The sequence below is a fragment of the Qipengyuania sp. MTN3-11 genome (assembly GCF_042851825.1).
Classification (GTDB): Bacteria; Pseudomonadota; Alphaproteobacteria; order Sphingomonadales; family Sphingomonadaceae; genus Qipengyuania.
In genome coordinates this window covers 810801-823539 of sequence record NZ_BTGM01000001.1, presented here as the reverse complement: position 1 = coordinate 823539, position 12739 = coordinate 810801, and the positions used below count along the sequence as shown (strand labels likewise).

The window sequence follows — 12739 nt, the reverse complement described above, 5'->3', positions numbered from 1 at the left end:
GAGCCTGCCTCCAAGCGCCAGGAAAGGGAAGGCCATTCGTCGACCGCGGCCCGCCTTTGGCAGATCAGCGGGTCCGGCCCTGATCGCGGTCGAGCAGCAGCTGGAACAGGATCGCGCGGATTTCGCCATCGATCTCGCCGTCGATCTTGCGCGGCCGCCAGCGGCGCTGGAACGCCTCGACCGCCTTGTACCCGTCGGTCACGTCGTAACCGAAGCGCTCGAGCGCGAGGTAGAAGGCTGCATCGTTGTCGAAGGGGTTGTCGGGCGACAGCTTGGTGGGTGTGGGCAGGCAGAGGCCGTATTCGGCCAGCCGCTCCCAGGGAAACAGTTCGCCCGGATCGATCTTGCGCGCCGGAGCGACATCCGAATGGCCCACGACATTAGCGCGGGGAATGTCGTAGCGCTTCACGATCCGGGCCACCAGCGGAACCAGGGCCTCGAATTGCGCCTCGTTGAAATCGCGATAGCCGTATTTGTGGCCCGGATGGTCGAGTTCGATTCCGACGCTGCAGGAATTCACATCCTTGTGGCCCCGCCAGTAGGAAACGCCCGCGTGCCACGCGCGTTTCTCCTCGGGGACCAGCCGGACGACTTCGCCCTGTTCGCCGATCAGGTAATGGGCGGAGACCTTGGCCTCGGGATCGCAGAGCCGCTCGATGGCGAAGCCCTTGTCCTCCATCTCGGTGTAATGAATCACCACCATGTCGATCGGCATGGTCCGCTCGTCGTGATTGGGCGAGAGCACCTCGCGATCGACCAGCTCGTCCTTGCTGGAGGGTAGCCCCTCGCCGAGCCGGCCAAAATCGCTCGCCCCCTTCCCGTCGCTCATCCGATCAGCCCCTCGGGCTCGGGCAGCACTGCGCCGAGGACCAGCGCGTCCTCGCCCAGCGCGTATTGCAACCCGCCGCCACACTCCCGGGCGAGCAGCTGGATCATGTGCGCCGCCGCGGTGCGGCTCGACAGCTCCTCGGCGGGCAGGCTGCCCTCAAGTGCCCGCCCGATGACTTCGTCGAAGGCGATCCGATCGCCGCCGGCGCGCACCACGATCTCGCAGGCGCCCTCGCGCAGTTCCGCGCCGATATCCAGACGCCCTCCGCGCACCAGCGCGTCGAGCGCGATCTGGGCGAAATTGAGCAGCACCTTGACCGCGGGCTTGGAGAGGTTCGCGCCCCCGAGCGCCCATTCGACCTCGATCCGCCCCTTGTCTCTGGCGAGCGCCTCGACCAGCGCCTTGGGCTCCTCGACCGGCACCCGTTCGCCGAACCCCCCGGCGGCGCCGAAGGCGAGGCGGAAGAACTTGAGCTTGTTGGTCGAGATCGTCGCGCTCTGCTCGAGCAATTCCATGCAGTTGCGGCGCATTTCCGGATCGGTCTCGCTGGCGAGCAGTTCGAGGCCGTTGGACATCGCGCCCACCGGCGAGAGCATGTCGTGGCACAGCCGCGAGCAGAGCATCGCGGCGAGATCGGTAGAAGACACCTCGTTCATAAAGTCAGACAATTTCCTGAAGGATGGACCATGTGTTACACTGTCCTAGACGCATTAACCGTGATCGCGCCAGTGGGCTCTGACGCCCTTGCACGACAGCGCGAGGGTTAGGCGGGGCCGACCGTGTAGGAAAGCGCAATGAAGCCACCCGGATCGTCGCGCCAGAAGGTGATCGCCCCCGCCGCCATGATCGCCCAGACCATCCCGTCCCCGGCGGCGAGAGCCCGGTCGGTCGCCGAAGGTTCGGCCACGCCGCTGGGATGCGAATGATAATATCCCGCCACCGCCGGCCCGCCCTGCCGCGCCTTCCGGTGGGCGTCGATCAGCAACTGCGGATCGATCTCGAAATGCCTTGCGGGGTCCGGGTGGACGTTTTCGGCGCGCGCGGCTCGATCTATCGCCCCGGCCGAACCGAACAACACGCCGCAGGCCTCATTCGGCAACGAGACCCGCGCGTGGTCGCGCATCGCCGCCAGCACGTCGCTTGTCACGAAAAGGTCCATCGCGCATGGTCGTAGCGATGTCCGCAGCGGAAATCATCTCAGGCACTCTCTCGACTGCCGGTCGACTGGACAAGGCGCTCGCAGAAGCCACCGGGTTTTCGCGCGAACGGATCAAGACGCTGATCGGGGATGAGGCGGTGCGGCTGGACGATGCGCCCGCGCGCAGTCCCTCGCTGAAGGTCATCGCCGGAACGCATTTCACTATCGCCCTCCCTGCCCCCGCGCCGCTCGATGTCGAGCCGCAGGACATCCCCCTGGCGGTGGTGTTCGAAGACGATCACCTGATCGTGGTCGACAAGCCCGCGGGGATGGTGGTGCACCCCGCGGCCGGCAATCGCGATGGCACGCTGGTCAACGCGCTGCTCCATCATTGCGGGGGGCGGCTGTCGGGAATCAATGGCGTGGCGCGGCCGGGGATCGTCCACCGGATCGACAAGGACACCTCCGGGCTGCTGGTCGTCGCCAAGACCGATGCCGCGCACGAGGGCCTGGCACGCCAGTTCGCCGATCATTCGATTCATCGGCGCTATCTGGCGGTCTGTGCGGGACATCCCAACCCGAGCGAAGGCACGATCGATGCGCGGCTTGGTCGGTCGGACCGGGATCGCAAGAAGATGGACGTGCTCCTTGCCGACGCCCGGCGCGGGAAGCGCGCGGTCACGCATTATCGTACCTTGCAGAGGCTCGACCACGCAGCGCTGCTGGAATGCCGGCTCGAGACCGGGCGCACACACCAGGTGCGCGTTCACTGTCTGTCAATCGGTCATCCGCTATTGGGAGACCCAGTCTATGGACGCACTCCCAAGGCACTCCGCCCGCTGCTTTCCGACCTCGGTTTCGCACGCCAGGCGCTTCATGCGGCAGAGCTCGGTTTCATTCATCCGGTCACCGGCGAAACGGTGCAATTCCGGGCCGAAATGCCCCCGGATATGCGGGAACTCATCGACGAAACCACTCGTTGAAATCGATGAAATCCGCTTCATTCGCGGCGTCCAGCGATTATATATGCAGGAAGCGGCCCACCGCCACGGATGCCCATCAGGGGTCCGGCGCATCGAGGCTGGCTAGAGAAAGGTCAGGGTAAAGTGAGCAATACCAAATCATTGAGCGTCCCGGCGCTCGGCGGCGAGCAGAGCCTCAACCGCTATCTCGCCGAGATCAAGAAATTCCCGGTGCTGACGGCGGAGCAGGAATACATGCTCGCCAAGCGCTACGAGGAGCACGAGGACAGCGAGGCCGCGGCCCAGCTCGTCACCTCGCACCTGCGGCTCGTGGCCAAAATCGCCATGGGCTATCGCGGCTACGGCCTGCCGGTCAGCGACCTCATTTCCGAAGGCAACGTCGGGCTGATGCAGGGCGTCAAGAAGTTCGAGGCCGATCGCGGCTTCCGCCTTGCGACCTATGCGATGTGGTGGATCAAGGCGAGCATCCAGGAATTCATCCTGCGCAGCTGGAGCCTCGTCAAGATGGGCACCACCGCGGCGCAGAAGAAGCTGTTCTTCAATCTGCGCCGGATGAAGAAGCAACTCGAGGCCTACGAGGACAGCGACCTCCATCCCGACGACGTGACCAAGATCGCCACCGATCTCGGCGTGCCCGAGCAGGAAGTGGTCAACATGAACCGCCGCATGATGATGGGGGGCGACGGGTCGCTCAACGTCAGCATGCGCAACGGCGAGGAGGGCTCGGGCGAATGGCTCGACTGGCTCACCGACGATCGCCCCTTGCAGGACGAGACCGTCGCCGATGCCGAGGAAGCCGAGGTGCGCCACGACATGCTGGTGGAAGCGATGGACAGCCTCAACGACCGCGAAAAGCACATCCTCACCGAGCGGCGCTTGACGGAAAATCCGCAGACGCTGGAGGAACTCAGCCAGGTCTATGACGTCAGCCGCGAACGCATCCGGCAGATCGAGGTGCGCGCCTTCGAAAAGCTGCAAAAGGCAATGAAGACCATTGCCGGCGACAGGTTGCTGCCCGGCGTCGCCTGAACGGTCAGGCATAGATCGACAACCAATGGTGTATGAGAGGGGGCGGAGTTAGCCGCCCCCTTTTCGTTGGCTCCGGGCCGTATCAGCCGGGTGGTGCGAGATCGAGCACAGCCGCCACCATCGCTTCCGTTCCCCGGGTCACGGATTCGCGCGGAGCGATCTTGAACAACGGCGAATGGTGCGATGGCACGGGCGGACCGCCCGCCTGCGCCGCGGCGAAGGCCTCGGGCGGGGTTCCCCCGACGCCGAAGTAATATCCCGGAACGCCGCTATCCTCGGTGACGAAGTAGGAGAAGTCCTCCGCCCCCATCGTGGTCTGCTCGTAGGGCAGGAACCCATCTTCGCCGAAAGTCTCCATCATCACCGCGTTGAGCCGGCGGGCCAGCGCCGGATCGTTGTTGGTGACCGGCGTCCCCTCGCTCACGGTCATGACCGGCAGCATGTCGTCGGCAAGGCCGTGCGCACGGCCGATGTTGACCGCAATTCGTTCGATGCTCTCGAGCAGCTGCGCGCGCGTCGCCTCGTCGTTGGCGCGCACGGTCAGTTGCAGGTCGGCGCGGTCGGAAATGATGTTATGCTTGGTGCCCGCGTGGAAAGATCCCACGGTAATGACCCCGGGTGAAAGAGGGGGCCGCTCGCGCGAGACGATCGACTGCAGCGCGGTGACGATCTGCGCGGCGATATAAACCGGATCGCGCCCCATGTGCGGTGCGGCACCGTGTGCGCCGACGCCGGGGACCATGATCTCCACCGAATCGGCGCTCGAATACATGATCCGCTCGCTGGCCGAGACCACGCCGGTCGGCAACAGGGTGGTGACGTGAAAGGCGAGCGCATAATCGGGCTTGCCGAACCGGTCGTAGAGCCCGTCCGCCATCATCGCTTTGGCCCCGCCGACCCGCTCCTCGGCGGGCTGGACGACGAACATCAGCGTGCCGCTCCAGGCATCGCGCATGGCGGCGAGCCGGCGCGCAGTGCCGACCATCGATGTAATGTGCACATCGTGCCCGCAGGCGTGCATCACCGGATAGACCGCCCCGTCCTGCCCCGTCTGCGTCGCTTCTGAAGCGTAGGGAAGGCCGGTCTTCTCCTCCACCGGCAGACCGTCCATATCGGCACGCAGCAGGATCAGTGGCCCCTCTCCGTTGCGCATCATGCCGACCACGCCGGTGCCGCCGACCCCCTCGGTCACCTCGAGGCCCGCGGCACGCAACTCGCTCGCCATGCGCGCGGCGGTTTCGGTCTCGAGGAAGGAGAGTTCGGGATTCTCGTGGAAATGAACGAACAGGTCTTCGAGATGAGCATCGTAATCGGCCGCCACCGCCTCGCCGACAGTGGCTTCCTGCGCCCCCGCCACCTGCGTCCACGCCAGAGCGGCCGCGGACAGGCCCAGCATCATCGTCTTCCGCATCGTCAAAGTCCCCCTTCGGCTGCCTGGGGAATAGAGAGCATGCGCGCCCGCCCGGCAAGCACGATAATTGCGCTTGCCGCATCCCCCCGGTAGACGGCCCGCATGCGCTGGGTGCTCCGCTTTCTTTTCAAGCTGATCGGCGGGCTGATCGTGCTCGCCCTGGGTCTCGTCCTCCTCTACAAATTCGTCCCGGTTCCGGTCACCGCGACGATGCTGATGGACGATCGCGGCATCACCAAGGACTGGGAGCCGCTTGCGAATATCGACCGCAACCTGGTGCGCGCGGTGATCGCGGCGGAGGACGGCAAGTTCTGTTCGCACGACGGCTTCGACCGCGAGGCGATCGAAAACGCCATGCGCCGCAACGCGCAGGGCGGCCGCATTCGCGGCGGGTCCACGATCAGCCAGCAGACCGCGAAGAACGTCTTCCTGTGGCAGGGCGGCGGCTATTTCCGCAAGGGACTGGAGGCCGGGTTCACCTTTCTGATCGAGCAGATCTGGGGCAAGCGGCGGATCATGGAAGTCTATCTCAACGTCGCAGAGACCGGGATCGGAACCTATGGCGCGGAGGCCGGGTCACAGCGCTATTTCGGCAAATCCGCCGCCTCTCTCTCGCAGATCGAGGCGGCACGGATGGCCGCTGCCCTCCCGCTGCCCAAGGAGCGTTCGGTGGTGAACCCGCGCGGCTGGCTGCGCGGCTATGGCAACACGATTTCCGCGCGGATCGGGGTGGTCGGGCGTGACGGGCTCGACGCGTGCGTCTACGAATAGCGCGCATGGGCGCAGGGCACTCGCACGATCATTCGCATGATGGCGGCCACGGGCACGGCCATGCCCATGCTCATGCGCACGCACCGAAGAGCTTCGACCGCGCCTTCCTGATCGGCATCGTCCTCAATACCGGCTTCGTGATCATCGAGGCGGGGTACGGCTGGATATCCGGATCGATGGCGCTGATCGCCGATGCCGGGCACAATCTGTCCGACGTGATGGCGCTGATGCTGGCCTGGGGGGCGAGCGTCGCCGCCAAACGCCCGGCGAACGAACGCTTCACCTACGGCTACAAGAGTTCGACCATCCTCGCGGCGCTGGCCAACGCCGGCCTGCTGCTGGTGGCGATCGGGGCGATCCTGTTCGAGACCTTGCGCCGGGTGGCAGAACCGGCACCGGTGGAGGGCCAGACCATGGCGATCGTCGCCGGCATCGGCATCCTGATCAACGGCGGCACCGCGGCGCTGTTCATGCGCGGCCAGCACGACATCAACATCCGCGGCGCATTCCTGCACATGGCGGCGGATGCGCTGGTCAGCCTGGGAGTAGTGGTGGCCGGACTGGCGATCCTGTGGACCAGGGCGCTGTGGATCGATCCGGCGGTGAGTCTGGTTATCGTCGCGGTGATCGCCTGGGGAACCTGGAGTCTGCTGAAGGACAGCGTGGCGATGAGCATGCTGGCGGTGCCCAAGGGCATCTCGAAGAGCGAGGTACGCTCCTATCTCGTCGCTCTGCCCGGGGTCGAGGCGGTGCACGACCTGCACATCTGGCCCATGAGCACCACCGAGACCGCGCTGACCGTCCATCTGGTCATGCCGGCGGGGCATCCGGACGACGACTTCCTGCACGAGATCGCCGAGGCACTGCGGCACCGGCATCGGATCGGCCATGCGACGGTGCAGATCGAGCGGACGCGCGATTGCGCGGCGGGTTGCTAGGCGGAACCCGACGACACGCGCCGAAGAGCTGTCATGCGCACGGCCGATCGACGGCCTTCTTGCCCTATTCCGTACGGCCGGGCCTCATGCTAGTCCTCTACTCCGCGGTCGCTTTCTCCCGGATTCGTTCCGTGTTCGGAGGAGGTATTGATGAGACCCGGCCTTCTGTTCGCTGCCCTGTTTTCCATCGTGCCTGCGCTGATGATGGCCAGTCCGGCCGTCGCGGCACTTGCCGCGCAGGAGAGCTCGGTCGACCCCGGCCAGACCGCGTCGCCGCCCGCCCTGCCCCGCACGCTGGAAGCGCAGATCATGCAGGCTGCCGGCTTCACCCGGCGCGGCAGCGAGTGGGTGAATTGCGAGGGCGACGGGACCGGATCGATCGAGCAGTTCCGCGACCTGAACGCCGATGGGAGCGAGGAGGCGATGGTGATGTCCTACGGGACGGGATGCCACGGGATGACCGGCCAGGGCTTCGTGCTGCTGGCAAGGCAAGGCGCGGGTTGGAAGGTCGTCGCCGAATCCACGGGAATTCCCGCGCTCTACCCCCGTTCCGGGATCGCCTGGCCCGATATCGAGATCGGCGGTCCGGGTTTCGATTGTTTTCGGTTTCTGCGCTGGGACGGCCGTGCCTATGTCGATGGCGGCACCTCTCTGGAGGGCCGCTTCTGCTCGATCGCGGCACGTTTCGAGCCCTCCGTGAAGCGAGCCAGCGCACTGTCTCTCGGTTCGCCGGAGTTCGGGTTCATGGGCCGCATACCCATGCGATTGGGATATTACGGTTTGCAAGACGTCCCTTGCGCCCGCGCCGGCTCTTTCATCAAGTTCGAACGCGACGGCTATTGGGAAATCTTCGGGCCGGGGCGCGACGATGCCTACCACACCGCGGTCGGCGACATCATCGAAGCCGAAGAGGGCTATTTCAGCCTGGTGCCGGATGAATCGACTTCGGGCGAGCCGCTCGAGGAAGGAGAGCCGGAAAGCGGGTTGATCCTGAAGCCCGTCTATCCGGGCGCCATCGAGGTGGTCATCCAGGATACGGCCGACATGACCTTCTGCCCCGCAGATCAGGTCCCGCAGCGCATGCGCCGATAACGGGCGCAGGCTCACCTGCGCCCGATCCGGGTACTACGCCGCCGCTTCTTTCTTCTCGTCCTTCTTGCCGCCATGGACCTGGATCGGCTCCTTGCGGCCGTCGACGACATCCTTGTCGATGACGATCTCGGTCACCCCGTCCATGTCGGGCAGGTCGAACATCGTGTCGAGCAGGATGCCCTCGACGATCGAGCGCAGCCCGCGGGCGCCGGTTTTGCGCTTGATCGCCTTCTCGGCGATCTCGCGCAACGCGTCGTCGTTGAAGGTCAGCTCGACATCCTCGAGCTCGAACAGCTTGGCATACTGCTTGACGAGCGCGTTCTTCGGCTCGGTGAGAATGGTCACCAAAGCTTCGATGTCGAGATCGCGCAGGGTCGCGATCACCGGCAGGCGACCGACGAACTCGGGAATCAGGCCGAACTTCAACAGATCTTCGGGCTCGCTCTTCTCGAGCAGCTCGCCCACCCGGCGCTTGTCCGGATCGGCGACATGCGCACCGAAGCCGATGCTGCGCTTCTGCAGCCGGTCGGCGATGATCTTTTCGAGACCCGCAAACGCGCCGCCGCAGATGAAGAGGATGTTCGTCGTATCGACCTGCAGGAATTCCTGCTGCGGATGCTTGCGCCCGCCCTGCGGCGGCACGGAGGCGGTGGTGCCTTCCATCAGCTTGAGCAGCGCTTGCTGCACGCCCTCGCCCGACACGTCGCGGGTGATGGAGGGATTTTCCGCCTTGCGCGTGATCTTGTCGATCTCGTCGATGTAGACGATGCCGTGCTGCGCTTTCTCGACATTGTAGTCGGAGGCCTGGAGCAGCTTGAGGATGATGTTCTCGACGTCCTCGCCGACATAGCCCGCTTCGGTCAGCGTGGTCGCATCGGCCATGGTGAAGGGCACGTCGAAGGTGCGGGCCAACGTCTGGGCGAGCAGGGTCTTGCCGCAGCCGGTGGGGCCGACCAGCAGGATGTTCGACTTCGCCAGTTCGACGTCGCCCGCCTTGCCGCCGTGCTTTAGCCGCTTGTAGTGATTGTGCACCGCGACCGAGAGCACCCGCTTGGCGCGATCCTGGCCGATCACGTAATCGTTGAGCGTCTCGAAGATCTCGGCCGGCGTCGGGACGTCGCCTTCCTTCTTGCCGGTCAGACCGGCCTTCGTTTCCTCGCGGATGATGTCGTTGCACAGCTCGACGCATTCGTCGCAGATGAACACCGTGGGTCCGGCGATGAGTTTGCGCACCTCGTGCTGGGACTTGCCGCAGAAGCTGCAATAAAGTGTCGATTTGCTGTCGGTACCGCTCAACTTGGTCATGTCCTGCCTACGCCCCGTGATTCCCGGCCGAGATCGACCTGGATAGAGCATCCTTGGTTAATTTGCACCGTAGCGCAACCGCCTTGCCGCAAGCTGAAGCGGCAAGGTTGCCGAAATGCTACGATCGCTTCGCGCGCTGCCCCGAACGGGTCGGCCGCGCGATGCTTATTCCGGGGCGCCGCCACTGCCTTCGGCGTCACCCGGCTCCTCATTTTCGGGGCGGGTTTCGAAGACCTTGTCGACGATGCCGAATTTCATCGCCTCGTCGGCTTCGAGGAAGGTGTCGCGATCCATCGCCTTCTCGATCGCATCGAGGCTCTGGCCGGTGTATTTGACGTAGAGATCGTTCATCCGCTTGCGGATGCGAAGGATCTCGCGCGCCTGGATTTCGATGTCCGAAGCCATGCCGCGCGCCCCGCCCGATGGCTGGTGGACCATGATCCGCGCATTCGGCAAGGCGATCCGCATCCCCGGCTCGCCCGCCGCGAGAAGGAAGCTGCCCATGCTCGCGGCCTGCCCGATGCAGACGGTCGAGACCCGCGGCTTGATGTATTGCATGGTGTCGTGGATCGCCATTCCGGCGGTGACCACGCCGCCCGGCGAATTGATGTACATGCTGATCGGCTTGGAAGGGTTTTCGCTCTCGAGGAACAGCAACTGCGCCGTCGCCAGGCTGGCCATGCCGTCTTCCACCTGACCGGTGATGAAGATGATCCGTTCGCGCAGAAGACGGCTGAAGATGTCGAAGCTGCGTTCGCCACGGCTGGTCTGCTCGACCACCACGGGCACCAGTGCGCCGGTCACCGGGTCTTGGGTGAACTGCCCCTGGGTGGCGTGGCCTTCGCCGTTGAACAGATCGATCATTCTTGTCCCTCTCGTCGCGTGATGAGCGCCCTATGTCGCCCTTCCCCCGATCAATTCAAGAGCCTTGCGGCCAGATGTCCCGAGACGTGGTAAACCGCACGCGAAAAGGTTGCGAAACGATACTTGCGTAACCATTCGTCGGGGCGAAATTCGCTTCGGTCGAGCAGGGCTTAAAGGCCCGCTGATCGGCGGACATGGCCACGCCACACACCGAACCGGAGTACGAATGCCGCAATCCCGCGCTGCGACCCTGCTGGTCGGTACCTGTCTTGTCCTGTCCGTTGCTCCCGTTCGAGCGCAAGGGGCAGAGGAGCAGTCCGGCACAAGCCCCGTCACGCCCGCCGGAGCGGCCGAGGCGGTGCCTGCCGGACGCGGGCAATCCTACGCTCCGGCCTATTTCGCGCAGTACAGTCCGCGCACAGCGCTCGACATGGTCGAACGTCTCCCCGGCTTCACGATTTCCGACGGCAATACCAGCCAGCGCGGGCTGGGGCAGGTGAGCCGCAACGTGTTGGTGAACGGCGAGCGATTCTCGAGCAAATCCGACAGCGTGCGCGACCTGCTACGCCGGATTTCGGCAGGCGACGTTATCCGTATCGATGTGGTCGACGGCACCACGCTCGACATCCCCGGTCTCACCGGACAGGTCGCGAACGTCATCGTCGAGGGTAGCGGAGGCGGTTCCGGCCAGTTCACCTATCGTGCCGGCTTCCGGGCGCACAATACCGATCCACAGCTCTACGGGGGCGAGATTTCGTGGTCCGACAGCCTCGGCGAGCTGGACTACACCGTCTCGCTCAAGAACAACAACGATCGCTTCGGAGCGGACGGCCCGATCCGGATCACCGACGGCGCCGGCGAACTGATCGAGATCCAGGATACGGTCTTCTCCGGCGGGTTCGACAATCCCATTCTCAGCGCCAACCTGACCTATCGCCCATCTTCTTCGACCGTCGCCAATCTCAATCTCCGGTTCGGCGAAGATTACTATTACACCGATGATCCGGAGACCGGATTTCCGGTGGTGGGCCCGGTCCGTACCCGCCTCGCCACCGTCCGCGAGGATGGCCCGGAATACGAGATCGGCGGCGATGTCGAATTCCTCCTCGGGCCCGGCAAGCTCAAACTGATCGGGCTCGAACGATTCGAACGGGACAATTTCGAAAGCATCGTCGTCGACAGCTTCGACAATGGCATGGCGGACCGGGGCAGCCGCTTCAATCAGGTCAACGAGATCGGCGAGCGCATCGGCCGGTTCGAATACGGATGGCGGATGCTGGCTGCCGACTGGCAGTTCGCGGGCGAAGCGGCCTTCAACCGGCTCGACCGCATTTCCGGCCTTTTCGAGCTGGATCCGCGAGGGGATTTCATGGCCGTGCCCTTCCCCGCCGGAACCGGCGGCGTGAGCGAGGATCGCTACGAGGGGATTCTGTCGGTCGGGAAGCAATTGACCGACACGCTCTCGTTCCAGGCCACCGGAGGCGCCGAGTATTCGAAGATCGAACAGACGGGATCGGCGGCCAATTCTCGGACCTTCCAGCGGCCCAAGGGCTCGGCCTCGCTGGCCTGGAAGCCCGCCGCCGATTTCGACGCCTCGGCAAAGCTCAGCCGCGAGGTCGGTCAGCTTTCCTTCGGCAATTTCCTCGCCAGCGTCGCACTCAACGACAACAATCAGAATGCGGGCAACAACACGCTGCAACCGGTTCAGAGCTGGAAACTGGTGGCCGAAGCCAACAAGCGACTGGGCGCCTGGGGATCGGTCACATTCGAATTCGAGCGGTCCTGGTTCGAGGATTTCGTCGACTTCTTTCCTCTGCCTGGCGGTGGAGAAGCGCGGGGCAATATCGGCGACGCCGACGCCACCGTGCTGCGGAGCAACGCGACGATCAAGCTGGATCCCGTCGGGTGGACAGGCGCCCAGTTCGATGCGCGCGCGGCGCTGGTCGATGCCAGCGTCGTGGATCCCTTCACCGGCCTGCCACGGTTCATCTCGGGCAACACGCGCGACCTGCTGGAACTGGATTTCCGCCAGGATATCCCCGCCAGCGACTGGGCTTACGGCGGTGGTTATTCGACCTATCAAAATGCCTTCTATTTCCGTCGTTTCGAGATCGGCCGTGATCAGGAGGGGCCTGGGTTCCTCGACGTCTTCGTCGAACACAAAGATGTCTTCGGCCTGACCGTCAACGCCACCGCCGCCAATCTGCTGGGCGCAACGCAGAACTTCGAACGCACGGTCTTTTCCGGCGACCGTGCCGCGGCTCCGATCGCGTTTCGCGAGACCTACCGGCGCAGGATAGGGCCCATCTTCCGGTTCAGCGTAAGCGGAAACTTCTGATCGGGCTTTGAATTCGCCGCAAGCGGTGGCATCGGGGCAGG

Annotated in this window: 12 protein-coding genes; 6 read left to right on the top strand and 6 right to left on the bottom strand. The window is 64.7% G+C overall.

The genetic code is table 11. The features are described 5' to 3' along the window. Positions 1–64: 64 nt before the first annotated feature. The 3 genes from ACGHN1_RS03955 to ACGHN1_RS03945 form a co-directional block, all read right to left on the bottom strand. On the bottom strand, positions 65–715 hold the full coding sequence (locus ACGHN1_RS03955) for an N-acetylmuramoyl-L-alanine amidase (protein ID WP_390549763.1): 651 nt from the start codon (positions 713–715) through the stop codon (positions 65–67). A gap of 110 nt (positions 716–825) precedes the next feature. Then, positions 826–1485 (bottom strand): histidine phosphotransferase family protein, encoded by a 660-nt coding sequence (locus tag ACGHN1_RS03950; RefSeq protein WP_390548516.1) that lies wholly within the window; start codon positions 1483–1485, stop codon positions 826–828. A gap of 107 nt (positions 1486–1592) precedes the next feature. Beyond that, a complete protein-coding gene (locus ACGHN1_RS03945) occupies positions 1593–1988 on the bottom strand; it encodes a Mov34/MPN/PAD-1 family protein (protein WP_390548514.1) in 396 nt (131 codons plus the stop codon). A gap of 17 nt (positions 1989–2005) precedes the next feature. Here ACGHN1_RS03945 and ACGHN1_RS03940 point away from each other — a divergent pair, with 17 nt between their 5' ends. Both ACGHN1_RS03940 and rpoH read left to right on the top strand, forming a co-directional pair. After that, positions 2006–2950: an RluA family pseudouridine synthase gene (locus ACGHN1_RS03940; RefSeq protein ID WP_390548512.1), complete on the top strand. Its 945-nt coding sequence runs from the start codon at positions 2006–2008 to the stop codon at positions 2948–2950. Positions 2951–3073: 123 nt separating this feature from the next. Further along, positions 3074–3979, top strand: a complete 906-nt coding sequence (gene rpoH / locus ACGHN1_RS03935; protein ID WP_390548511.1) for an RNA polymerase sigma factor RpoH — start codon at positions 3074–3076, stop codon at positions 3977–3979. 82 nt (positions 3980–4061) lie between these two features. Here rpoH and ACGHN1_RS03930 read toward each other — a convergent pair whose 3' ends face one another. Further along, a complete protein-coding gene (locus tag ACGHN1_RS03930; RefSeq protein WP_390548509.1) occupies positions 4062–5390 on the bottom strand; it encodes an amidohydrolase in 1329 nt (442 codons plus the stop codon). Positions 5391–5492: 102 nt separating this feature from the next. On the opposite strand from ACGHN1_RS03930, the gene mtgA reads away from it, so the two are divergent. From mtgA to ACGHN1_RS03915, 3 genes are all read left to right on the top strand, one after another. Beyond that, a complete protein-coding gene (gene mtgA / locus ACGHN1_RS03925; RefSeq protein ID WP_390548507.1) occupies positions 5493–6161 on the top strand; it encodes a monofunctional biosynthetic peptidoglycan transglycosylase in 669 nt (222 codons plus the stop codon). A 5-nt stretch (positions 6162–6166) separates the two neighbouring features. After that, positions 6167–7099: a cation diffusion facilitator family transporter gene (locus ACGHN1_RS03920; protein WP_390548505.1), complete on the top strand. Its 933-nt coding sequence runs from the start codon at positions 6167–6169 to the stop codon at positions 7097–7099. A 150-nt stretch (positions 7100–7249) separates the two neighbouring features. After that, entirely contained in the window at positions 7250–8191 is a 942-nt protein-coding gene (locus ACGHN1_RS03915; RefSeq protein WP_390548504.1) for a hypothetical protein, read from the top strand. 33 nt (positions 8192–8224) lie between these two features. On the opposite strand, the gene clpX is transcribed toward ACGHN1_RS03915, so the two are convergent. Both clpX and ACGHN1_RS03905 read right to left on the bottom strand, forming a co-directional pair. Then, complete coding sequence (gene clpX, locus ACGHN1_RS03910) at positions 8225–9496, bottom strand: ATP-dependent Clp protease ATP-binding subunit ClpX (RefSeq protein ID WP_390548502.1); 1272 nt, start codon at positions 9494–9496, stop codon at positions 8225–8227. Positions 9497–9661: 165 nt separating this feature from the next. Next, the gene (locus ACGHN1_RS03905) at positions 9662–10360 is read right to left on the bottom strand and encodes an ATP-dependent Clp protease proteolytic subunit (RefSeq protein ID WP_390548500.1); all 699 of its coding nucleotides are present in this window, start codon (positions 10358–10360) and stop codon (positions 9662–9664) included. Between the two features lie 226 nt (positions 10361–10586). Here ACGHN1_RS03905 and ACGHN1_RS03900 point away from each other — a divergent pair, with 226 nt between their 5' ends. Next, entirely contained in the window at positions 10587–12698 is a 2112-nt protein-coding gene (locus ACGHN1_RS03900; protein WP_390548498.1) for a hypothetical protein, read from the top strand. The last annotated feature ends 41 nt before the right edge of the window (positions 12699–12739 follow it).